The sequence below is a fragment of the Sporosarcina sp. SAFN-015 genome (assembly GCF_051966875.1).
Classification (GTDB): domain Bacteria; phylum Bacillota; class Bacilli; order Bacillales_A; family Planococcaceae; genus Sporosarcina.
Genome location: NZ_JBQCKP010000001.1, coordinates 378,164 through 402,060, shown reverse-complemented (window position 1 = coordinate 402,060; position 23,897 = coordinate 378,164). Strand labels below are relative to the sequence as shown.

At 45.7% G+C, this 23,897-nt stretch carries 19 protein-coding genes; 15 read left to right on the top strand and 4 right to left on the bottom strand.

What is annotated here, in order from left to right; all coding sequences use genetic code 11:
* Positions 1 to 284: 284 nt before the first annotated feature.
* The 8 genes from ACTHPA_RS01820 (at position 285) to ACTHPA_RS01785 (ending at position 7,881) form a co-directional block, all read left to right on the top strand.
* The gene (locus ACTHPA_RS01820) at positions 285 to 1,532 is read left to right on the top strand and encodes a serpin family protein (protein ID WP_440498348.1); all 1,248 of its coding nucleotides are present in this window, start codon (positions 285 to 287) and stop codon (positions 1,530 to 1,532) included.
* Between the two features lie 70 nt (positions 1,533 to 1,602).
* Positions 1,603 to 1,725 (top strand): RAxF-45 family protein, encoded by a 123-nt coding sequence (locus tag ACTHPA_RS01815; RefSeq protein WP_440498347.1) that lies wholly within the window; start codon positions 1,603 to 1,605, stop codon positions 1,723 to 1,725.
* Between the two features lie 113 nt (positions 1,726 to 1,838).
* Entirely contained in the window at positions 1,839 to 3,701 is a 1,863-nt protein-coding gene (gene abc-f, locus ACTHPA_RS01810) for a ribosomal protection-like ABC-F family protein (protein WP_440498346.1), read from the top strand.
* Positions 3,702 to 3,897: 196 nt separating this feature from the next.
* A complete protein-coding gene (locus ACTHPA_RS01805) occupies positions 3,898 to 4,263 on the top strand; it encodes a DUF2089 domain-containing protein (RefSeq protein ID WP_440498345.1) in 366 nt (121 codons plus the stop codon).
* Between the two features lie 12 nt (positions 4,264 to 4,275).
* Positions 4,276 to 4,659: an SHOCT-like domain-containing protein gene (locus ACTHPA_RS01800; RefSeq protein ID WP_440498344.1), complete on the top strand. Its 384-nt coding sequence runs from the start codon at positions 4,276 to 4,278 to the stop codon at positions 4,657 to 4,659.
* A gap of 15 nt (positions 4,660 to 4,674) precedes the next feature.
* Positions 4,675 to 4,941, top strand: coding sequence for a hypothetical protein (locus ACTHPA_RS01795; protein WP_440498343.1), 267 nt, complete (start codon positions 4,675 to 4,677; stop codon positions 4,939 to 4,941).
* A gap of 95 nt (positions 4,942 to 5,036) precedes the next feature.
* A complete protein-coding gene (locus ACTHPA_RS01790; RefSeq protein ID WP_440498342.1) occupies positions 5,037 to 5,609 on the top strand; it encodes a TetR/AcrR family transcriptional regulator in 573 nt (190 codons plus the stop codon).
* A 70-nt stretch (positions 5,610 to 5,679) separates the two neighbouring features.
* A complete protein-coding gene (locus ACTHPA_RS01785) occupies positions 5,680 to 7,881 on the top strand; it encodes a YhgE/Pip family protein (protein WP_440498341.1) in 2,202 nt (733 codons plus the stop codon).
* Between the two features lie 370 nt (positions 7,882 to 8,251).
* Here ACTHPA_RS01785 and ACTHPA_RS01780 read toward each other — a convergent pair whose 3' ends face one another.
* Positions 8,252 to 9,130, bottom strand: a complete 879-nt coding sequence (locus ACTHPA_RS01780; protein ID WP_440498340.1) for an SDR family oxidoreductase — start codon at positions 9,128 to 9,130, stop codon at positions 8,252 to 8,254.
* A 130-nt stretch (positions 9,131 to 9,260) separates the two neighbouring features.
* On the opposite strand from ACTHPA_RS01780, the gene ACTHPA_RS01775 reads away from it, so the two are divergent.
* Genes ACTHPA_RS01775 through ACTHPA_RS01765 form a run of 3 tightly spaced genes read left to right on the top strand, consistent with a single transcriptional unit; the run spans position 9,261 to position 11,983 of the window.
* Positions 9,261 to 10,040, top strand: a complete 780-nt coding sequence (locus ACTHPA_RS01775; protein ID WP_440498339.1) for a hypothetical protein — start codon at positions 9,261 to 9,263, stop codon at positions 10,038 to 10,040.
* A complete protein-coding gene (locus ACTHPA_RS01770) occupies positions 10,037 to 11,344 on the top strand; it encodes a glycosyltransferase family 2 protein (protein ID WP_440498338.1) in 1,308 nt (435 codons plus the stop codon). The genes ACTHPA_RS01775 and ACTHPA_RS01770 overlap by 4 nt, the downstream gene beginning before the upstream one ends.
* A 36-nt stretch (positions 11,345 to 11,380) precedes the next feature.
* Positions 11,381 to 11,983 (top strand): pyroglutamyl-peptidase I, encoded by a 603-nt coding sequence (locus tag ACTHPA_RS01765; RefSeq protein WP_440498337.1) that lies wholly within the window; start codon positions 11,381 to 11,383, stop codon positions 11,981 to 11,983.
* A gap of 46 nt (positions 11,984 to 12,029) precedes the next feature.
* On the opposite strand, the gene ACTHPA_RS01760 is transcribed toward ACTHPA_RS01765, so the two are convergent.
* Complete coding sequence (locus ACTHPA_RS01760) at positions 12,030 to 13,514, bottom strand: DASS family sodium-coupled anion symporter (protein ID WP_440498336.1); 1,485 nt, start codon at positions 13,512 to 13,514, stop codon at positions 12,030 to 12,032.
* A gap of 162 nt (positions 13,515 to 13,676) precedes the next feature.
* Complete coding sequence (locus ACTHPA_RS01755) at positions 13,677 to 14,990, bottom strand: short-chain fatty acid transporter (protein WP_440498335.1); 1,314 nt, start codon at positions 14,988 to 14,990, stop codon at positions 13,677 to 13,679.
* Positions 14,991 to 15,128: 138 nt separating this feature from the next.
* Here ACTHPA_RS01755 and ACTHPA_RS01750 point away from each other — a divergent pair, with 138 nt between their 5' ends.
* A complete protein-coding gene (locus ACTHPA_RS01750) occupies positions 15,129 to 17,285 on the top strand; it encodes a beta-propeller domain-containing protein (protein WP_440498334.1) in 2,157 nt (718 codons plus the stop codon).
* Positions 17,286 to 17,466: 181 nt separating this feature from the next.
* On the opposite strand, the gene ACTHPA_RS01745 is transcribed toward ACTHPA_RS01750, so the two are convergent.
* Entirely contained in the window at positions 17,467 to 19,119 is a 1,653-nt protein-coding gene (locus ACTHPA_RS01745; protein ID WP_440498333.1) for an EAL domain-containing protein, read from the bottom strand.
* 131 nt (positions 19,120 to 19,250) lie between these two features.
* Between ACTHPA_RS01745 and ACTHPA_RS01740 the strand changes: the two genes are divergently transcribed.
* The 3 genes from ACTHPA_RS01740 to ACTHPA_RS01730 all read left to right on the top strand — a co-directional run bounded on the left by ACTHPA_RS01740 (position 19,251) and on the right by ACTHPA_RS01730 (position 23,869).
* The gene (locus ACTHPA_RS01740; protein ID WP_440498332.1) at positions 19,251 to 20,171 is read left to right on the top strand and encodes a DMT family transporter; all 921 of its coding nucleotides are present in this window, start codon (positions 19,251 to 19,253) and stop codon (positions 20,169 to 20,171) included.
* Between the two features lie 145 nt (positions 20,172 to 20,316).
* The gene (locus ACTHPA_RS01735) at positions 20,317 to 22,059 is read left to right on the top strand and encodes an ABC transporter ATP-binding protein (RefSeq protein WP_440498331.1); all 1,743 of its coding nucleotides are present in this window, start codon (positions 20,317 to 20,319) and stop codon (positions 22,057 to 22,059) included.
* Positions 22,040 to 23,869, top strand: a complete 1,830-nt coding sequence (locus ACTHPA_RS01730; RefSeq protein ID WP_440498330.1) for an ABC transporter ATP-binding protein — start codon at positions 22,040 to 22,042, stop codon at positions 23,867 to 23,869. Before ACTHPA_RS01735 ends, ACTHPA_RS01730 begins: the two co-directional genes overlap by 20 nt.
* Positions 23,870 to 23,897 lie beyond the last annotated feature (28 nt).

Below are 23,897 nucleotides of genomic sequence, written 5' to 3'. Positions count from 1 at the left end.
TTATGAGCGGTTATCGAGATTTATGAGCGGTTTTCAGGATTTATGAGCGGTTCGTCAAATTTATGATCACATCCGATGTTCCATAAGCGAACTTGTAGAAGTTGAATTAGGTCAAGAGTCACGAGGTAATCATAACTAGGTCAAACTCGCGCATATCTCCCTCCAACTTGCTCATAACTCACAACTCGCGCAAATCACCGCTCAACTCGCGCATAACTCGCAAAACATTCGACTGTAACTTTTCCAATCGGATAAAGTCTAATGACCAAAGGATGGTGATCATCTTGAAACGAAAAATTACTGCCTCTCTTATGGGAATGAGCCTTCTGCTTCCTTTGACCGGCTGTGGAACGAGTACCCATCAAAACAATCTTCAAATTTCTGAAGGAGTTGAATTCGGAGAAATGGATTATGAAACAATCGTTGAACCGAATAATGAATTGGGATTCAAATTAATAAATGAAATTACCCCGGATGATAACGGAAATCTATTCATTTCCCCGACTAGTCTTTTAATGGCATTGGCAATGGTTTATAACGGAGCGGATGGCGTGACGAAGGAAGAAATCGCGCAAGCCTTGCAAATGGAAGGAGTCGACCCGTTGGATTTGAATAAAGCGAGCGCCTCCCTTATGACGATGTTAAATAAAGACACAAACGAAATCGAGCTTCAAGTCGCCAACTCTATATGGCTGAACGATCAATATAAGTTCCAAGATGAATTCGCCAATCAATCAAAGGATTATTTCAACGCAGAAATCGAGGAAATCAACATCACGAGCAATGATTCGCCGAAACGGATCAATGACTGGGTGGAAAAGGCGACAAACGGTAAAATCGATAAAATGGTTAACGGGCCGTTGGACGAAGATCTTGTAGCCATGCTGTTGAACGCTATTTATTTCAAAGGGGATTGGCAGCATCCGTTTAAAAAGAAAGATACGGAGAAGAAGGCTTTCCATCTCGATAATGGAAATGAAATAGACATTCCGTTCATGAAATTACAGGAGGAGTTGGCGTATACAGCAACGGACGACTATCAAGCCATCGGGCTGCCATATGCAGACGGCGAAATGAGCATGACGATCGTACTTCCGAATGAAGGACGTGGCGTAAAGAAATTTCAAGCCACCCTTTCCAATGACAAATGGAAAGCTATTCATTCGGAAATGAAGACCCAAAGAGGCACTATCCTTCTGCCGAAATTTAAACTTTCCTATGAAACAGAGCTAAACGGGGCGTTAAAAGCGCTCGGCATGACGGGCGCATTCAACGCGGACGCAGATTTCAGCAAGATGATTGAAGAAGACGAGCCCCTTCTGATCAACAAAGTAAAGCAAAAAACATACATCGATGTGAATGAAGAAGGAACCGAGGCAGCTGCAGTGACTGGCGTGCAAATGGATGCCGGGTCCGCCCCTCCTGACGACCCATTCGTCATGGAGGTGAACCGCCCATTTTTCTTTGCGATTACGGATGAGGAAACCGGGGCTGTCCTGTTCATGGGCCTTATCGCAAAACCTGAAATGTAGAAAAAATCAATTGTGGAAATGAACTAACCATGCTACACTATTCTTACTATTAATCGGACGGAGGTGAGGAATGATGTTGGACACTGTGAATGCACGTGAAGTTTTATTAGAATATTTAGCCACTTCATGTGCGATTACTCATGAAATTGCCGTCAACGGGATACGTATGCCCTTTTTTAGACAATTTCAGTAATCACACAGCTGTTTAGCACATCATTCCTTACATTATTTTTGGGGAAGGCTGCTTAAACGCAGTCTTTTTTTGTGCGCTTCTAGCTGTGAAATCAGAGAGGAAGCGGAAAAATTATGATTTGTACAATACAACAAGTAAGCAAAATGTTAGGTGGCAACACCATATTTGAAAATTTTTCATTGGAAATTAAAACAGGTGACAAGCTCGGCGTCGTCGGACGGAATGGAAGCGGGAAAACAACATTATTCAAACTCATTGCGGCTGTCGAACAACCGGATGCTGGACGCATTCATTTTAAAAAGGGAACCAAAATCGGATATTTATCGCAAATTCCTTCATTCGAACAGCCGATGACCGGATATGAAGTGCTCCGGAGCGCATTCGATGAACTAAGATCTATTCAGAAGCAGCTTTCCGAAATGGAACTGCAATTATCGAATCCGGATACTACGGATATGGATCGCCTGCTTCACCAATACGGCCAATTGCAAGATGAATTCGTCCGTCGTGACGGTTACGCGATGGATTCGGAAATTGAAAAGATCATCAACGGTCTTCAATTACGATCGTTTGTCGAACAGGAATTCAGCCAGATGAGCGGCGGTGAACAGACGAAAATTATGCTAGGCAAACTTCTGCTAACCCAACCTGATTTGCTTCTTTTGGATGAACCGACGAACCATTTGGACTTATTCGCTGTCGAGTGGCTAGAGGCCTATTTGATGGATTATTCAGGGACAGTCGTCATCATTTCGCATGATCGCTATTTTCTCGATAATGTCGTGAAAAGGATAGCGGATCTTGAAGATGGGGAGCTCTATTTGTATTTCGGTAATTACAGTTCATTTGTTCAACAAAAGGAAGAACGGCTACTGCGCGAATTCCAAGATTATGAAGAACAGCAGAAGAAGATCAAGAAGATGAAGGAAGCGATCAAACGGCTACGGATATGGGCGAATGAAGCAAATCCGCCGAATGCTGGTCTGCACCGGCAAGCAACAAATATGGAGCGGGCACTGGAGCGGATGGAGAAGCTTCGGAAGCCATTGATTGATCCACGGAAAATGGCATTGTCGTTTGAGGCGGCTCCGCGAAGCGGCAAGGAAGTCGTCATCATGCAAGAAGCTGTAAAATCATTCGGTGGAAATGAATTATTGCGCAGTGCGAATCTCCAAGTTCTTTGGAAAGACAGGGCGGCGATTGTCGGACGGAATGGAAGTGGGAAAACGACCGTACTGAAAATGCTTCTAGGCGAACTTACCCCCGACGAAGGTGTATGCAAATTGGGTGCAAGTGTAAAAGTGGGCTTCTTGTCGCAACACTTCGCGATTGATGAACCTAAAGCCCGTCTGATTGACGTTTTTCGTAAAGATATTGGCGTCGAGGAAGGCGAAGCACGGCATATACTCGCGAAATTCATGTTTTACGGACCGGATGTATTCAAAAGGATTGGCGATTTGAGCGGAGGAGAGCGTACAAGACTGCGGCTTGCGCAGCTAATGCATCAGGACGTGAACTTCCTCGTATTGGACGAACCGACGAATCATTTGGACATCGAATCACGGGAAGTGCTCGAAGACGCATTGGAAGATTTTCCAGGAACGCTTCTTGCTGTTTCACATGACCGGTATTTCCTGAATAAATTATTTTCCCGTACCGCGTGGCTTGAGGACGGAACGATAACAATGTTCGAAGGTCCTTTCGACTGGGCTCGGCAAAAATGGGTTGAAATGCAGGAGTCATTAGTCGCTGAATCTCCAAAGCAAATACCTGTTAATAAGAAGCCGAAGCTGAGTAAGGAAACAAACATAGAAGAGGAAATCGCTTCTTTGGAAATTCAAATAGATCGTTTGGAAAAGAATATAGCTATTGAAACCGACTGGAGTGATTACGAATCCAAGACGGCGAAAATTACTGCATTGCAGAAAAAGTTGGATGAGTACTATGAACAATGGCTGATTGAAAGCGAATCGTAAGCATAGATTTATCGACAAAGCAGGTGAAGGAGCTCGAGCTCCTTCACCTTTTTAAATACAGGATTAAAAATAACGGAGAAATCAAAGTTCGTGATTAACATTATTAATATTATAATTGAAATAATTAATTTTAAACTTGCTATTTGGAAATAGATGAGATATGATGAATTCAAATGAAAGGGGAATTCAGATAATTATGGCATATCCCGTTATAAGTCATTGTCCTGTTTGCGACGAAACGCTGAAAGTTACAAAACTTCATTGCAACCGATGCCATACGTCTATTGAAAATGAATTTGAGCTTTCCAAATTGGCTGCGTTGTCTGGGGAACAACTCCATTTTGTCGAAGTGTTTTTGGCATGCAGGGGCAATATTAAAGAAGTTGAAAAAGAGCTTGGAATTTCGTATCCGACTGTCCGAGGCAAGTTGAATGAAGTTGTCAGCTCGCTCGGCTATGAGATAAAAAAGAAAAGTGAGGTGGATGAGAAGAAAGTCGTTGCCATGCTAGAAAGCGGAGAAATCACTCCGGAAGAAGCGATTAAACTGTTAAAAGATGAATAGGGGGAATTCGTGATGAAAACGGAAATTGAAAAAGTGTTGACGCTTGTACAAGAGGGGAAAGTGGACGCGGAGAAAGCGTCAGAGCTAATTGAAGTATTGAAAAATAGGGATTCAGGAAGCGCATCATCTAAGCCGACTGCATATACAGATAAGACATTGAAAATCCGGGTCGTATCAGCGGATAACGACAATGTTTCTGTCAACTTGCCAATCAAGCTGATCAAAGTCCTCTTAAAGGCGGGACATAATATTGCGGGGAACATTCCTCAATCAGAGAAATACGTGAAAGACATTGATATCGAAGTGCTGATCGAAGCGATTGACAATGAATTGGACGGACAAATCGTTGACGTCAAATCGGCGGACGGCGATACGGTTTCCGTGTTTATCGAATAAATGATGCGAGTCAAAGTGAAGGCAGATAAGGTGCGCTTGTTCATCCCGATCCCGTATGTATTCCTGACAATCGGCATCATGATCCTATCTTCAGAACGGTTTCAGCAGCTCATTAATAAATGGATTGTCGATCATTCTGAAGACAAGGAAAAAGCGTTTGCAATTCCACCGTTGGATAAAAATGAACTAAGAAGTATTGTGTCAGAGTTGAAGAAACATAGAGGACTTGGATTAGTGAACGTCAAAGCGAAGGATGGCACAGAAGTTATCGTGAAACTATGATAACTTCTTTTTTTGTTGCAATCCGGCATACATGGGTGTAATATAATGACTGGATGACCAAAAGTGTATTTTGGTCAATGAAGCGAGGTGGGGAAGTGGATCGCAGACAAGAAATTTTGGAGGCAGCTGCCAAATCATTTTCGTTATTCGGCTATAAAGCGACGACGATGGACCAAGTCGCCAAAATAGCGAATGTAGGAAAAGGGACGATCTATACATTTTTCGCAAACAAAGAAGAACTGTTCAATGCAATCGTCCTGCAAATGGTCGAAGAAATGCGAGCGGCATCTGACGCGGCAACCGTCGAAGGTGCGTCCTTTGAACGAAATGCCCATGCACGGCTTATGCAAATGTTGAAATTCCGAGAGACGCATCAATTGTACGCCAAATTGATCGATGAAGGAAAAGAATTGCGCACACCTGCCGTCATTGAAGTGCTTGCTCAAATTGAAAATGAAATCGTCTCTTATATTAAAGCGAAAATTGAGCGGGCAGTCGACAAAGGCGAATTAAAGCCATGCGACAGTGAGCTTATCGCATTCCTTCTATTCAAATCGTATTTGGCGCTTGTCGTCGATTGGGGGAAAACCCATGAGGACGAAGAGTTGTCCGAAGAACGGATTGCAGGATTATTAAGCAACACTATTTTTACAAGTCTCTTAGCTTGAGACTCTTTTTTTATTCACGATTGACCATATGAGGATTTTGGTCAATTAGTACAAATGGAGGAATGAATGGATGAAAAAATCAATGATATTCGCGGAATGGAAACAGCTTCTCCGTACAAGAAAATTACTTGTACCGATGATCGCTATTCTTTTCATTCCAGTTTTATATGCAGGAATGTTCTTATGGGCATTTTGGGATCCATATGCCAATATGGATGCATTGCCTGTAGCGATCGTCAATTTGGATGAAGGTGCAGAGTTGGAAGGAAAACAGCTTGCGCTAGGCGATGAATTAGTCGATAAACTGTTGGATGGAAATAATTTTAACATCCAGGAAGTTTCCAAGGCGGACGCGGAAGCCGGCTTGAAAAATCAAGACTACTATATCGCGATTGAAATACCGGAGAACTTTTCGCAGCACGCTACGACATTGCTGGATGAAAATCCGGAAAAGTTGACGATCGTGTATAAGCCGAATGAGGGCTTTAACTTCTTGTCTGCCCAAATTGGGGAGACGGCGATGGAACGGATTCGTGCGGAAGTGAATGATAAAGTTGCTTCTACTTATGCTGAGCAGTTGTTTGACTCCATCAATGAGATGGGTACAGGCTTCGGCGATGCTGCGGATGGTGCGGGTGAATTGCATGATGGTGCAAGTGAGCTGGCAAAAGGCGCGGATGATTTGAAAGGGTATTTGGAAACGTTGGCGTCCAGCACAATCACGTTGAAGGACGGTTCCGACAAGTTGGCGCAAGGGACTACGGAAGCCGCGAAAGGTGCTGCGGATTTGAATAAAGGAATCGGTGCGCTTTCAACTGGTGTCGAAGATCTTCGCACGGGTGCAAGTAAAGCGAGTACGGGCGCATCCGATTTGCAGTCGGGGATCACAGATTATACGGCTGGTGTTGAGAAATTGAGAGCTAGCTATGCGCAAATTGCGGAAAAAGAAGCCGAGTTTGGAAAAGCGGTTGGAACAATCAAAGAAAAAACAGCTGCATTGAATGGGTCTGCTCAAAAACTTGCAGATGCTTCGAAAAATGTAAATGCGGGCATCAATGATCTATCCGAAAAATTGGCACCTGTATTAGCTTCATTGCCGGAGGATCAACAGGCCGGTTTGAAAGTGGCATTAAGCCAATTGCAACAAGGAAGTGCTGAACTATCGGGCGGTATGAGTGAGCTTTCCTCTGGAACTGCGGCGCTTAGCGATGGAACTGCCCAATTGAACAGCTCAGCTAGTCAGTTGCGCGACGGCCATGCGCAAGCACTTACAGGTCTGAATGAATTAAATGGATCTTCCGCTAAGCTCGTTGCAGGGTCTTCAGCTCTTACAGAAGGGAACGGTGCGTTAGCAGCCGGTCTTGATCAGCTGTCTGAAGGCGTTGTAAAAGCACAGAAAGGATCTTCTGATTTGGCTTCTGGCTTGAATGAATTGAATGCCGGCACGGGAACGTTGAAAGAAGGAACCGGTACGCTTGCTTCGAAATCGAAAGAGCTTGCGGACGGCTCGGCGAAGTTGACAGACGGCATGAATGAGTTGAATGAAGGAACAGTGACATTGCAAGAAAAACTAGCGGAGGCCAATGCAACCGCGGGCGAAGTGAATCCAAACGAGAAGACGTATGAAATGGCGGCATCTCCAGTTGATGTCCAAAAAGAGGGCATCAATGAAGTGCCGAACTATGGTACAGGATTCGCGCCGTACTTCCTGTCACTCGGCTTGTTTGTCGGGGCATTGTTAGTGTCAATTGTCTTCCCGCTCGTCGAACCGGCGATCAAACCGACAGGCGCATTCGGATGGATGGCGAGCAAGGTATCCGTCTTGGCGATCGTTGGACTTGTGCAAGCCTTAGTCGCAGTCGGCATCATTAAAGGAGCACTTGGAATGGAAACGGTCAATTTGCCGTTGTTCATTTTGACAGCGATTATTACGAGCTACACGTACATCGCAATCGTTCAGATGTTGGTGTCGTTGCTCGGAGATCCAGGCCGCTTCGTTGCGATTCTTGTATTGATATTGCAGTTGACAACGAGTGCAGGAACGTTCCCGTTGGAATTAATTCCTGAACCTCTTCAAGTGTTTAATACGTTGTTGCCGATGACATATTCCGTCCAAGCTTTCAAGGCGGCGATCTCCACTGGTGACATCGCGCATCTGTGGGCAAGCAACGGTGTGTTGATCGGCTTCATGGTCGCATGTTTGGCAATTACGTTCGGTTATTTTGCATTGGTGTTCAAAAAACGGTATTCAAGAGATACTGTAGAAGCATAAGAAAAAGCGATTTGCAGATGAATTTCTGCAAATCGCTTTTTTAATATGTGAGAGACTTTGGGCGCGCTCAAGAAATGAGTTTGGCGCTCAAGAATCGAGTTTTGCGCTCAAGCATCGAGTTTTGCGCTCAAGAATCGAGTTCTACGCTCAAGAATCGGAATCTGCGCTCAAGAATCAGGTTCTACGCTCAAGAATCAGGTTTCTGCGCTCAAGAATCAGGTTTGGCGCTCAAGAATCAGGTTTCGCGCCCAAGAATCGGGTTTGGCGCTCATGAAATGAGTTTTGCGCTCAAGAATTGGATTTCGCGCCCAAGAATCCGAATTCGCGCTCAAGATTCAAGCCCTGCACTCAAAGCGTCATCCCTTAACAATCAAGAACCTACATAATCCCCGCCATCAACATGGATCGTCTGGCCCGTCATATAGCTGGAATCGCTAGATGCAAGGAAGACATACGCCGGTGCGTTCTCCGCCGGCTGTCCTCGGCGCTTCACTGGTGTATCCGCTCCGTGCTGCTCTACTTTTTGTGCATCGAATGTCGCTGGAATCAATGGCGTCCATATTGGACCAGGGGCTACTGCGTTAACGCGAATGCCTTTGCCTGCCAAGTTTAATGCAAGTGAGCGGGTGAATGTTGTAATGGCGCCTTTCGTTGCCGAATAATCAATCAATCCCGGCGAGCCGTTATACGCCGTGACCGAAGATGTATTGATGATGCAATCGCCATCCTTCATATGAGCTAGCGCCGCTTTCGATAAATAGAACAAGCCGAAGAAATTGGTGTCGAACGTTTCGCGCAGTTGATCGCTTGAAATTTGAGAGATGTCGTCTTGCGGGAACTGCTTTCCGGCATTGTTCACGAGGATATTCAAACTGCCGAATTCCTGGACGACATCGTCAATCAGCTTCTCGCAATTTTCCTCTTCACTAATATCGATGCGAATTTTTTTTGCTTTTCCGCCGTATTGTTCAATCAACTCAACGGTTTTATTTGCATCGACATCTTCGGCTTCATCCAAGTATGCGATCGCCACGTTGGCGCCTTCTTTCGCAAAAGCCACGGCGACGGCGCGGCCGATTCCGCTATCCCCGCCAGTAATCAGGGCGTTTTTCCCTTTTAATTTACCGGACCCTTTATAGTTTTCATCGTCATAGAGGGGAGGTGGAGTCATTTCTGCTTCAATTCCCGGCTGATGATTTTGTGTCTGCGGTGTCACTTGTTCATCTTTTTTTTCATACTTGTCATTCATTGTCATATTCCTCCTCGAAAATATCGTTTACAATGAGATATTCCCTGTAAAGGAACCATTAAACTTTCGAGATGTGACTCGGTTTTTAATAAAAAAAACAGGGAATTAAGAGACCAGGGGGTGTGGGTATATGCACAGATCCACAATTTGGGATCAAATGAAATTGCCTGTCGTAGCAATTGTTTGGCTGATTTCAATGATTGTCCTTGTCATAGGAACCTACAATGCGATTTCAATTAGTACATATTCTATTTTTGCAGTGATTGCAATTTTATTTTTTATCGGGTCCGATCGTCTAGCCTTCTTCTTTTATATTATCTTGACTGTGGGGACGGTATTTGCCCTTTTAGTCATTGCGTTCAGGGATAATTGGAGCCCGCTTGATCAAGGGTTGGCAATTGTTTTGCATTTTCTGTTTCTTGTCCATTTATTTGCCCTATATAGCTTATCCAAGTATGTTTACCAGTTTCGAAGCGAGAATTATTTTTTGAAGGAACGGATTTTGCATTTGGAAGGTTTTATTACGGAAGAAGGTGTTTTGCCTCGGAAGGAATTTGAAAAACAGGCGGCATTCATTTTAGCGACGATGGCTAGACGGAACGAAACGGGCTATTTCGTGCAAATTGACTTGTCGGAATTGCCGAGGATGACGAAACGGACTGCATTATCGTTAGTAGGAAGCATTTTACATACGGAAAGTAGACAGCATTTTGATATTGTAGGAAAAACGGGTGAATTCAAGTTGACGATTCTTCTACAAAACACGGATGTCGACGGGGTGTCGGTTGTAAAAGGCCGAATTGAAAAGAAGTTGAAGGAGACGTTCCAAGAGAATGTGCTGGAGAAGATAGAGTGGACAGCAACACGGGTGGAGGGGCAGACGGCTTTGCCTGAAGGGGTGATGTCATGAGACGTCGAACAGTCCTCTTATTGCTAGTATTCCTCTTGTTTATAGCAGCCATTATTATAGGAGCGGTCTACAATATCGTCTACGTCTTATTGTTTACGACTGCCTTATTCTTATTGCTCCTATCCTATTATTCTCTATTGCTCGTTGCGGGTTTGTACAACCGTATTAAGATGGAAAGAGCGCCAACCCCGTCACTTGAATCCTATCCCGGAGTCGATATCCTCATTCCGGCTCATAATGAAGGGGTTGTCATGAAAGAAACGATCGAAGCGATGGTTAGCATAAAATATCCGGGTGATTTGCAAATATACGTATTGAACGATAATTCAACGGATGAAACGGCGGAAATTGCTCAAATTTTTGATGATACATATAAAAATGTGCATCATATTCAAGTGCCTCCCGGCGAACCCCGGGGCAAGTCACGAGTGCTGAACTATGGTTTAAGCATATCCTCGAATAAATATTATTGCGTCTATGATGCAGACAATCAACCAGAGCCTGATGCGCTGATCAAACTCGTTGCCACAGCCGAGCAGAACGAGCAATCGGCAGGAGCTGTTGGATATGTGCGTACGATGAATGAATCTGCAAACTGGCTGACCCGCATGATTTCAATTGAGTTTCAAGTATTCCAGCTCCTCATGCAATCAGGCAGATGGCAATTGTTTAAAACGGGTTCATTGACAGGGACAAATATGCTCGTCAAACGGTCCGTCATTGATGAGTTGGGCGGATATGACCCTTACGCCATCGCGGAAGATGCGGAATTGACGTTGCGAATCACCCAAAACGGGTATTACCTGCCGATCGTTCCCGATTCCATCACTTGGGAGCAGGAGCCTGAGACACTATCCGTTTACGTCAAACAACGTACACGCTGGCTACAGGGGAATCTGTATATCGTTGAGAAGACGCTATTGGAGCCAGGCTATTTCCGTGGGAAGTTGATTGTCCATTCCGTCCATCAGCTAATGGTTTACGTGATTTTTTGGCTATTTTTGATTGTGTCATATGTCTGGTTCATTCTCGGTATTCTCGATATTTTTGCTGTGCAATATAGCTATCCATTGCTGTTTATCTGGTATCTTTCCTATATTATCTATACGGCGCAGCTGTTTGCCGCACAGGCAACCCAACGGACATTTACGCCGATCAATGTATTTATTAGCGTCATCATGTATTTCACATATGCCCAACTGTTCACGTATTTATTTATACGAAGCTCGATTCGATATATAAAGGCGAAGAAAAATCAGCAAGTTATCGGCTGGGACAAAACTGCTAGATTTAAATCGAAATGATGTGCGTTATAATGGGGAAAAGGGGGATGTGTAGAAATGAAGAGATTGCTGTTAACGGGCTTTGAGCCATTTTTGAATTATCCCGTCAATCCAACCGCGCGGATTGTCGAAGAATTGCACGGGCTGGAAATCGGGAAATACCAGATTCATAGTGAAGTGCTGCCGGTCGATTTCAGTGTATCAGGCGATCGCATCATTTCTCATATTAAAAATGTGAAACCTGACGCAGTCCTGTCGCTCGGTTTATCCGGCGGTCGATTCAAAATTACGCCCGAACGGATCGCCATTAATGTGAACGATGGAGCGAAGGACAATAGTGGCCATGCCCCTGTTGATGAGCCAATTGTTGATGGAGGAGCGGACGGTTATTTCACGAATATGCCAATTAGGAAAATGGTCGATGCATTGAAGGGAGCCGGACTGCCTGCGGAAATTTCCAACACGGCTGGCGCTTATTTATGCAACCATGTCATGTACCGCGTCCTTCATTTTGTAAATGCACAACGTCCGGACATGCTTGCGGGTTTTATTCATATTCCTGCTTCCCATGAGCTCGCCGTCGAGCACGGACGAGTGCCAAGCTGGTCGCATGAAGACTTGAAACGGGCTATTGTGATGTGTATTGAAACGTTGGATTGAATGAAAAATGCTGGGAGAATGGATCTCCCAGCATTTTTTTGACACTTTACAATAATCCTATCCATTTCCAATACGTTGCACTGAACAAAAGAATGAGCAAATAGCCGATGACGGTGAGCGGTATGCCAGACTTCAGAAAATCCTTCACCGTAAATGCGCCTGTCCCATAAGCGAGCATGTTTTGCGGAGCGCTCACAGGGAGAAGGAAGCCAAAGCTAATGACGAATTGCTGGATCAGGACAAAACCAACATTGTTAGCATCAATTGCGATTGTCGTCGTCAAAGCGATGAAAATCGGGATGAGGGCGGACGACAAGCTTGTCGCGCTAGCAAATCCGAGATGTATTAAAATATTGAACAACGACAATAAAGCGATCGTCGCAAGCAGTGGCATATTTTCAAGCCCCATTGCGCCGAATACTTTGTCTGACAGCCATTGAGCACCGGTCGTATCGAGTAGGATCGTTCCAAGGGCGATGCCGACCGCAAAAACGATAATTGTCCCCCAAGGAATGAGTCGTTCAACCGTTTTCCAGTCGAAGACGCCGATTTTCGGCGATAATAGAATGGCGATCGCAACAAGTGTCACTGTTGTCGTATCAAGTGGATGCAGCTTTTCTTCTGTAGCCCACAGGAAAAGGAGAGCGACGGAAACGATGATGAGCCGTAGTTCCGAAGATTTCATCGGACCGAGTTCTTTCAACTGGTCTTTGATCAATTCCTTCCCGCCTTCAATTACTTGTGTTTCGGGTTTAATTAATTTCATCATGACGAAGTAAAGGACGACTGACATGATGATAGACCATGGTGCCGCGTATAAGAACCATGAGCTCCATGCCACAGAGACGCCGAATTCTTTTTCGATGAACCCTAAAGCGACCATATTTTGTGCAGCCCCGGTTTTGATACCGATATTCCAGATGGAGACGGATTGCACGGCAGTGATGACCAGTAGTGCGCCGAGGCGGCTGTTTGGCTGCAGACCGAATGCCGCCACCATTCCGAGTAAGATTGGTACAACCGCCCCTGCCCGGGCTGTTGCGCTCGGTACGAAAAAGGCGAGCACGATGGAAACAAGAATTGCTCCAAACACGATTGCCCCCGTTTTCACCCCGACTTTCGATAATATAAAGAGTGCGAGCCGCTTATGCAAATTGGTCGCCTGCATGGCAGATGCAAGGAACAAGGCGGCCGCAACGAGTGCCACGGCTGAATTGGAAAAGCCGCCAAGCGCCATCTTCAGCGCGGCTTTTGTACCAACAATCGTATCGGGATTCACCATATCCGGTGCAAAGCCGACCAGCAAGGCGACAAGTCCAATAATCATCGCAGCGCTGACAGGATAGGAAACCGCCTCCGTCACCCAAAGGATGACCGCAAAAGCCAATATGGCCAATGCCCGTTGACCTATCACAGGCAAGTCGTCCGGAGTCGGAAGTAGGACGATGGCAATCATAACGATAAAAGCTAACGCAATCCAAATAGGCTTTAAATTGCGTTTCGGAGTTTCCGCTTCAGATGCTTTAACCATTCCGATTCAATTCCTTCCTAGGTAATCTAGTTTTCCTTCATACTAGATTACCCCCGTGCCAAGCCCGCCAAACGGCCAAGAAAGATTGTCTAGCAAGGAGTGAAAAGGAGAAAAAAATATCCGGAGCCGCCAAATTGGCACTCCGGATGCTGCTTGTAGCAATTAGAAGAAAAAGAGCCCGATACTGACAACAATTCCGCTCAATATTAATACGAACACACAGTAGCCCATAATATCCTTTGCGCGCAATCCGGCAATCGCTAGCGCCGGCAATGCCCAGAATGGCTGAATCATATTCGTCCACGCGTCGCCCCATGCGATCGCCATAGCAGTTTTTGAGTAGCTGACGCCTAGTTCTTGAGCCGCTCCAAGCATGACCGGCGCTTGAACTGCCCATTGCCCTCCGCCTGACGGTACGAAGAAGTTAACGAGCCCCGCCGCATAGAAAGTGAAAAGTGGGAAAGTCGATTCAGTTGAAATGCTAACAAACCATTGGGACATAACCTTCGCTAATTCTGAATCCACCATCATGCCCATGATTCCTGCGTAAAACGGAAACTGGATAATAATCCCGCCCGACGTCTTCACAGCATTTGCAACTGCCGCAAGAAAACGCTTTGGAGTTCCGTGGAAAATGATGCCTAGAATAAAGAAAATCAGGTTGACAATATTCAAATTCAAATCGAAGCCTTTGCTGACAAAGTGCTGCACAAGATAAACGACACCTAATGCACCAATGAGCATTGATAAAATCACACTGTTTTCAAGGCGTGCCGCAGGCGTTTTTTCTTGTGCCTCGTCTACTTCAAATTCCTCTTCCAACAGCTTAGGGTCGACGGTGACCGTATCCTCCGGTTTTGGCATCATAAAACGATTCAACAACGGTAAAGTTATAAAAATGACAGCGATAATAAATAGATTATACGTTGAAAAAATCGTTTCGGACGTTGGAACGACACCCATCATTTTTTCGTATGGATGACCCTCCGTTGCAATTGACAACGGAATTGACCCGCCTAGCCCTCCGTGCCAAATGATAAATCCGGAATAAGCGCTTGCGATTAACAGCCGATAATCGACCGTCGTCACTTTCTTTGCAATCTCTTTAGCAAACAATGCTCCGATGACTAGACCAAATCCCCAGTTGATCCAACAAGCAATCAGCGATACGACTGTGACGAGTAGAATAGCCGTACCCGGTGACTTCGCCAATCCTGCCAGCGAACTTAATAATTTCTTGAAGAAAGGACTGCTTGCCAATACATGTCCTGCGACTAATACGATAACCATCTGCATCGTAAATGCAAGAAGACCCCAGAAACCATTCCCCCAGTGGGCCGTCATTTCGAGCGGACCCGAATCCGTTAGACCGATACCGAGCAAAAAGACGACAAGAGTCAGAATGGCAACGAATATGTATGGATCCGGCAAGTACCTTTCCATGATCGTGTTCGACCATCTTGTAAGTGTTTTCATTCCCATTACCCCCTATTTTTTCTCACACCCTATTAGACTACCATATTCAAATTAATGTGCAAAAATGTTTTTTCCGAAAAGTGAAACGTAATTGATTCCAAGAAGTCTACTTTGTAAAGAGGAATTTGAGGAAAGGTGATGAAATTGAGGAAACCGGTTATATGGTTTGCTGTTGCTATGATTATGGTCATGGTCGTTGCAGGAGTCACAATGTTCATGGAGAAGGTGAATGTTTTCGCAGCAGGTACAGCTCTTAGTGACAATGGATGGAAAGCGCATTTTTCCGAACCTTTGGCGAAAGGGGCCATTCATGATGGTTATGTTTATGTAACCGATCAAAATGGCGCGAAGGTGGAAGTGGGGTTGGAATTAATGAACGATGGCAGGACATTGCAAGTAGCAGGGCTTCAACCGGGCAACTATGCATTGCGGATGGAGCAAAAAGCGGTGAGCAGCCAATTCAAGTCGCTCAAGCGTAATAAAATCGAATTCACAATTTATGATTCAATTGAATCAATCAGCTCTGCAGCTGACTTGAAAGCGTATTTTGAGAGAGCGAAGGATATGCAGTCTGTAGCGGTATCCTATGAAGCGGTTGAAGAAGAATCATCTGCAAAAGCTTCGATGGATAGTGCGAAAACATCGAATGCGGTTGGCGGTGGCGACCATTCATCGACAAATATTCAAGTCGAAGGCGTGGACGAATCGGATATCGTAAAGACGGACGGCGATTATGTGTACTCCATTTTCGAGGGGACGTCCGTAAAAATCGTCGATATCCGAAATCCTAAAAAGATGAAAATCGCTGCTGAAATTAATCCGAAAGACGATTATTATCCATCACAGCTATTTTTACATGATGACTTGCTCATAGTGCTTGGCGAAAAAATGCAGCGCTATCCGGATAAAACGAATATGATGGATAAAATCATGCCGATGAACAGCTTGACGACTGTCCGTCTATACAATATTGCGAAGCCGGAAAAGCCGGTTTTCGTCCGCGAGCTTGGTGTGGAAGGCTATTTAAAGAGTGCGCGAAAGACAGATGGCATGCTGTATCTCGTGACAAATGTGTTTCCGGATTTCTGGGCGATGGAAGAAATCGAAGGGGATGCACTGCGTCCACGCGTGTTTGATTCGAATGAAAAAGAGAAGAAATTCATGGAATTCGGAGACATTGCCATTTTACCTGGCGCAACCGACCCTTCCTACTCCGTCATTACGGCAATCGACTTGACGTCTCCAAAAACTTCCGAACTTAAAACGAAAGGGTTTCTTGGAAGCAGCGACCAAATGTACATGACGAAGGACCATCTCTATTTGACGGCATTGAAATACGAAACAACAACAAATTCACGCAGTGCCGAAATTATGATTTGGAATCCGGGTAAAGCAAATACTGAAATCTTCAAGTTTACGCTCGACGGGGCTGATATCGAGTTTTACCGTTCGGCTGAGCTGGGCGGGACGATTTTGAATCAATTCTCCATGGATGAATACAAAGGGAATTTCCGCGTTGTCATGACGGAAGGAAATATGTGGGATGAGAAAAACCCTTCTAAAAACCATCTGTATATTTTGAATGAAAACATGAAAACGACTGGCTCGGTGAAAGGCCTCGCGAAAGGGGAACGCATCTATTCGGCGCGCTTCATGGGAGATAAAGCATATATGGTGACATTCAGGGAAACTGACCCGCTATTCGTTATAGATGTCGCTGATCCTGCCAAGCCGAAAGTGTTAGGCGAGTTGAAAATCCCAGGTTTCTCGAATTATTTGCATCCATTAGATGAAAATCATTTGATCGGCTTCGGATATGATACAGTGGCGAGGAAGAATCCGTCGGGAGGCGAGCCGCTGATTTTGACGCAAGGTATGAAAATCTCGTTGTTCGATGTAACGGATTTTCATAATCCGAAAGAGAAATTCACGGAAATCATTGGAGGGCGGGGAACGTATTCACCTCTCCAATACGATCATAAGGCGCTGTTCCAGCATAAACAGAGGAATCTCTACGGTTTCCCGATAAGCATCTATGAAGAGGGAAAAAAGGAGTTTGATGTGGACTATAAAGGTTCCGGAGCTCTCGTTTATGAAATCACTCCAGAAAGCGGAATTGTGCTGAAAGGCGATTTGGTGAATAAGAAAGCTTCTGGCGAACAGTATGAAGATTGGGAGAAGCAGATCCAGCGGCTGCTGTACAGCGGAGATAGCTTGTTTACATTGTCTATGAATGAAATGAAAAGCTATAAGCTCGACTCCTTTAAGGAAATCGACACGTTGAAGATGAAATAAAAAAGGAGCCGCACCCGTGCGGCTCCTTTCAGCCTGTTGACAAACGCTCGCATCCGTTGTTGCTCGTCTCGCTCGTCCGCTCATGAACTTTAGTTCTATTCGCGTCTTCGCTCGACTTCGCGCCTAGGCTGGCAAGCGTTTTCAATCAGTCTGAGGAAATTCCTGTCCATTGCCACTTGCTTTAAAATGAAATCTCATTCCCTTTTACAGGTTCTCCGATATAATAGCCTTGGATGGCATCAATGCCCATTTCTTTCAATGCCTCGAACTGCTCCTCAGTCTCGACGCCTTCCGCAATGACGTAGAGGCCCATCGATTTCCCGAAAAGAATCATCCCTTCGACGAGCTGCCGTGTTTTCGGCATCGTCAGCAAGGAATTAATGAACACTTTATCAATTTTCACTTTGGAAATTGGCAATTGCTGCATGTATCGGAAAGAGGCATATCCCGTACCGAAATCATCGAGGATGAATCGAATGCCTGTCTCTTCAAACGCTTTCATTTGTTTAATGATTGTCTGTTCCTGTTCAGCTTGGAACGCGAATTTTTCCGTTATCTCCAATTCAATCTTATCCGCAGGGCACTTCGTTTTCTCTAAAATGCCTGTCAGCTTTTCCTTCATCTGCGAAGAGTCGCCGAATTCCCGTACCGATGAATTGACGGAAATGCGGATATCGGGTTTATCGGCCATCAGCTTGACTGCAAGAGTAGCAGCTTCTTCGAGCACGTAAGCTCCGATAGCATGAATCAACCCATTCTCCTCCGCAATCGGTATCAGTTCATCCGGCTGAATATGCCCGATTTCTTCGTCCTCCCAACGGACAAGCGCTTCATACACAAGAACGTTGCCCGTCGCTATATCCAACTGCGGCTGATAGACGACTTGCAAGTTATTACGATCTAGCGCTGTCAGCATTTTCTTGTCGATGAGGGAACGACGATTCAATATTTTATGGGACTCTGCGGATAAGGAGGAAATACGCCCTCCGCCTTGCTCGGTAATCGCTTTCATCGCTGCTAACGCTGCTTTGTAAAGATGTGAATAGGAAAGCTGGTCTTCCGGATATCGGACGATGCCTCCACTTACCGATAACGGTAATGAATGGTTCTCGATGTAGATAGGCTGCTCTTTCAAAAACTCTAGAAAGCCTTGGACGAACCAATCCCCGAAAGACGTCAGAACGACAAATTGGCTGACGCCGACTCTTGCGATTGAGTCTCCTTGGAAATACCGTTTCAATCTGTTCGTAAATTCCTGGATCAAAACTGATTCTGAATCATACGATTGGAGATCTTTCAGTGTATAATAGTGATCGATTGCTATGTACACGAACGAAAAATGCCTATTCTCTTCAATATATTCATTGACAAGCGTCTCTAATTTGTGCCGACTCATCAGTCCGGTCTCAAAATCGATGAAGGCAATTTGCTGGAGCTTCTCCTTTAACTCGACGTCTTCTGTAATATCAAGCTCTAAAAAAGTACTAGATTCAAGCGTTCCGTTCGCATCTAACGTAGGGATAGCCATCATTTTTACATAATAAGGTTCGCCATGCCGTGTCATTTTTTCGGCTGTTCCGAACCAAGATTTCCCGCTTGATAGACGGTTCCAAATCGCGTGTGCTTGCGCCTGGCTATGTTCATCCTCGGAAAACATTTGCCAAAAGGATTTTCCGAGAATTCGTTTTGGTGTCCAATTGCTTGAAGCTAAGAAGTTATGATTCGTGTAAGTTATCAAGCCTTCACCATCCGTACGGGTCACCATTAAGAACTCTACAAGACTGTCCATGACAATCGGTAGTTCGGTTCTATCTGTTTGGTTTGCCGGTTTCATCTTTTTGTCCCCTTTCGGATGTCATATGTATTTTATTATATAGGAAGTTCAGTAAATATACAGTACATCTTTTATGACATAACAAGCACATCTAAGAAGTTATTACACAAAACAAAAGGTCGTGGATTAATATGGAAAGAGCAAAAGGGATTTTCATGATTATCACAGGAGCTATGCTCTGGGGTGCGACGGGACCGATGATGGAATGGATTCTGGATACTGGTAAAATGTCCGTCTCCTTCATGCTTATCGTCCGGCTGGTGCTAGCAGGACTCGGGCTCCTTCTCGTCTTAAAAATAAAAGGCGTACATATTACGCGCCCGCTCCGCCAAAAAGTATGGCTTCGTCAAATGGTCATTTTCGGCATCATTGGCATGCTCGGCGTGCAATTTTCATTCGCTGGATCGATTCATACGAGCAACGCAGTCATCGCGACACTATTTCAATTTCTAGCGCCAATTTATATCATCCTATTCGTCTCAATTAGGCAAAAGGAATACCCGCCAGCTGCTCAAGTGATCGGAATGGCTGTCACGATGGCGGGCCTTTATCTTCTTCTGACGAACGGAACGCTATCCGGCTTCGCTTTGACGAAGGAAGCACTTTTCTTCGGGCTTGCCGTCGGATTCACATTTGCCTTTTACACACTGTATCCTGTTCGGCTTATGAATGAATGGGGAGTCCTCCTCGTCGTCGGATGGGGCATGCTGATTGGGGGATTTACGCTTCTCTTTTTAAATATCTTGACGTTCAGACAAGAAATCGATGTACTTGCTGAGGTGAAATTATCCTCCATGCTGCTGCTAGTCATTATTGTCGGGACGGTCGCATTCCTTCTATTCCTCGGCAGCATGAAATATATTTCCCCGGTCGAAACGAGCATTCTTTCAAGCTTCGAACCGCTGACAGCGATGATTATTTCCGTCATCTGGTTCGGCAGTGTATTGGGCTTATGGCAAATAGTCGGCGGTGCCATTATGCTTGTTGGCGTCACGGGCCTTTCGATAGCGGGAAGCAAGGCGAAAGAAGAAGGTATACCACCGGAATCCTGAAGAAGGTTCCGGTTTTTTGACGTTCATCGATGTCAGAACTTCCGAACTACTCAATATACGCCCTATACAGAGATAGCGACCTGTGTCATAATGGTGACAATAAAAAATAATTCGTAAAACGAAACAGTTTTTGGGGGTCCGTAAGATGAAGACAGTTTTTTCATATGCAAAGCCGTATAAATGGCCGATTCTCATTGCCTTGTTCCTCATGCTGACAGAGCTGATGGTAGAGTTGATTCAGCCATTATTGATAGCGAAAATCATCGACGACGGCATATTAGCGGAAGATGTCAGTGTCATTTGGACATGGGGAAGTGTCATGATGGGTCTGGCGTTCGTCGCATTCTTTTCAGGTGCGATTAATTCTTACTTTGCTGCTCATGCCGCGCAAAGCTTTGCGTTTGACTTGCGCCAGGCGCTATTCCGCCAAGTGCAGTCATTCTCCATGGCTACCTTTTTACGATTTCCGACAGCGGGATTGATTACCCGCTTGACGAGTGACGTGACAATGGCGCAAAACGTCCTGTTCATGTCGCTCCGGATTATGCTACGGGCACCTTTGCTAGTGCTCGGCAGCTTGATTATGGCATTTCTCGTCAATGTGAAGCTAGCGCTCTACCTCGTCATCGGGGCACCGATCCTGTTAATTTTCCTGTTTATTATGGCGAGAAAAGGGGTCGGCTATTTTGCAACCGTGCAACGTAGGCTTGACCGGGTGAACCGTGTCATTCAAGAAAACTTGCAGGCGGTTCGTCTTATTAAAGCTTATTTACGTGGAATGTACGAAGCAAGCCGGTTTTCAAAAGTAGCAGGGGCACTCCGCAAGGATACCGTCAAGGCAATGCGCATGATGGAGCTCATTTTGCCCGTTCTGCTATTCGTCATGAATGTCAGTCTTATGGCTGTCCTTTGGTTTGGTTCCGTCGAGATTGGGAATGGAAACGCACAAGTCGGCGAGCTTGTCGCGATTGTCAACTATGCGATGCGGATGACAGGCGCATTTTCGATGTTTGCCTTCATTATAAGTGCATTCTCCCGCGCGAAAGCATCCTCTGAGCGGATGGAGGAAGTGCTGCTTGCGGATGAGGATTTGGAAAACCACGACATGGAAAGCTCGGGGCTGGGCAGCCTGGAAGGTGATCTCCGTTTCGAAAACGTTTCCTTCCATTATCCAGGGAAGCCGGAACCGATTTTGGATAAAGTGTCTTTCCACGTGTCTCCTGGCGAAAAGCTCGCCATCATGGGGGCGACCGGATCAGGAAAATCGACGCTTCTCAATCTTATACCAAGGATGTTCGAACCGACGGAGGGGAAAATCTACGTCGGCGGAATCGATGTGAAGGAGTGGGCGCTGAAAGATTTGCGTGATACGATCGGGCTCGTCCCTCAGCAGTCGATTCTTTTCACGGGGTCCATTTTGGAAAACCTTTCATGGGGAGACAGCGATGCGGAGCCGGATGAACTGATCGAAGCGGCTATGAAAGCACAAATCCACGAATCAATCGATTTATTCCCGCAGAAGTACGGAACGCGGGTCGGACAAAAAGGAGTCAACTTGTCGGGCGGACAAAAGCAACGGTTATCCATTGCGCGGGCGCTCGTCCGGAAACCTTCGATCCTCATCCTTGACGACAGTACGAGTGCATTGGACGTCAAAACGGAAAATGCCTTATGGGAAGCGCTGAAAGGAGAAGCGGCGACGATGCTTGTCGTTACGCAGAAAGTGCAGACGGCGAAAGGTGCGGATCAAATTCTTCTATTAGATGAAGGGAAGGTCGTCGGATACGGCAACCATGCAGATCTCATGAAGCAATCAGCATTGTACCGGAAAATAGCCGAATCCCAATCGGAAGAGGAGGTGGACGCTGATGTTGCGAACAATTCGTAAGCCATTCGGATATGAACCGATTATCAAGAAAGAAGACATTAAAGGTCCTGGCAGAAAGAAAGTAGAGCGGGCAAATGATTGGAAATCGGTATTGCTAAGAATTTGGAAGCTTGTCGATGAACAACGGGGGCTGCTTATACTCGTGCTCGCCCTCGTACTCGTCAGCTCGGGTCTCGCATTGCTCGGCCCATTCCTGATCGGGCAAATAATTGATACGCATATTATTCCGATGCAGTTTGACGGATTGGGATCCAAGATCGGCTTGCTGATCGCAATCTACGCGGGATTATCGCTTGCGACTTATTTCCAAAGCTTTTGGATGGTCGGCATCGCGCAACAAACGATTTTCAGGTTGCGGACGAGTCTGTTTACTCATCTTCAGAAGCTGCCTGTCACATTTTTCGATAAAAGGCAGCATGGAGAATTAATGAGCCGTGTGACGAATGACATTGAAAACGTCAGCCAGACGTTGAATTCATCATTCATCCAAGTGTTCTCAAGTATTTTGACATTGTCAGGAACACTTGCGGTCATGCTATATCTCAGCCCGATTTTGACATTGCTGACGATGATCATCGTTCCGGTCATGTTCATCGCAATTCGGTGGATTACCCGACGAACGGGATTGCTGTTCAAGGAGCAGCAGCAAGCGGTCGGACAATTGAATGGGATGATTGAAGAAACGATTTCAGGACAACGGATCATTAAAGCGTTCTCGCAAGAAGAGCGTGTCATGGAGGAATTCGCGGAAAAGAGCGATCGACTGCGCAGAACGGGGTTCTGGGCATTGACGTATTCCGGATTCATTCCCAAAGTGATGAATATGTTGAACAACGCGGCGTTTGCGATTGTCGCAGGTGTCGGCGGATTGCTTGCACTTAAAGGGGATGGCATTGTTACTATTGGAACAATCGTCATCTTCTCCGAGTATGCACGCCAATTCACACGACCGCTCAATGATCTGTCAAACCAATTCAATACCGTCCTTTCCGCGATTGCGGGGGCGGAACGGGTATTCAATATTATGAATGAGCCGATCGAGCAGGATGATGCGGTCGGACATAAGGACACCGTCTTAACAGGTGATGTCCAATTCAAAAATGTCTCATTTGGCTATGCGGTCGGTACGGACGGTTATACGGTTGAAGACATTTCCTTTCACGTAAAACCTGGCGAAACAGCGGCATTCGTCGGAGCGACCGGAGCAGGGAAGACGACGATTATGCAGCTGCTTGCCCGCTTCTATGAGGCGAATGAAGGGCAGATCCTCATTGACGGAATTCCGATTAAGGAACTGCCGCGCCAAACATTGCGGAGCCAGACAGCATTCGTCCTCCAAGATCCGTTTTTATTCGAAGCCACCGTCATGGAAAACATTCGGTACGGCAAGCTCGACGCCACGGATGAAGAAGTGATCGAGGCGGCGAAAAAGGCGAATGCACATAGCTTCATTTTGAGGCTTGAAAACGGATATGACACCGTTCTGACAGCGGATGGCGGCGAAATTTCACAAGGACAGAAACAGTTGCTCTCAATTGCAAGGGCACTCGTCGCAGACCCTGTATTGCTTCTACTCGATGAGGCGACAAGCAGCATCGATACCGTCACTGAACTCGAAATCCAAGAAGCGCTAGACCGGTTAATGGAAGGAAGAACGAGCTTCGTTATCGCCCATAGGCTGAATACGGTTCGAAAAGCCGACATCGTCTACGTCATGGGGCAAGGCAAGCTCATCGAATCCGGCAGCCAAGAGGAATTGATTGAAAAACAAGGGGTTTATTATACGATGTTGAAGGATTCGAAAATATAAGCACAAAAACAGGCGAGGAAAATGTTCC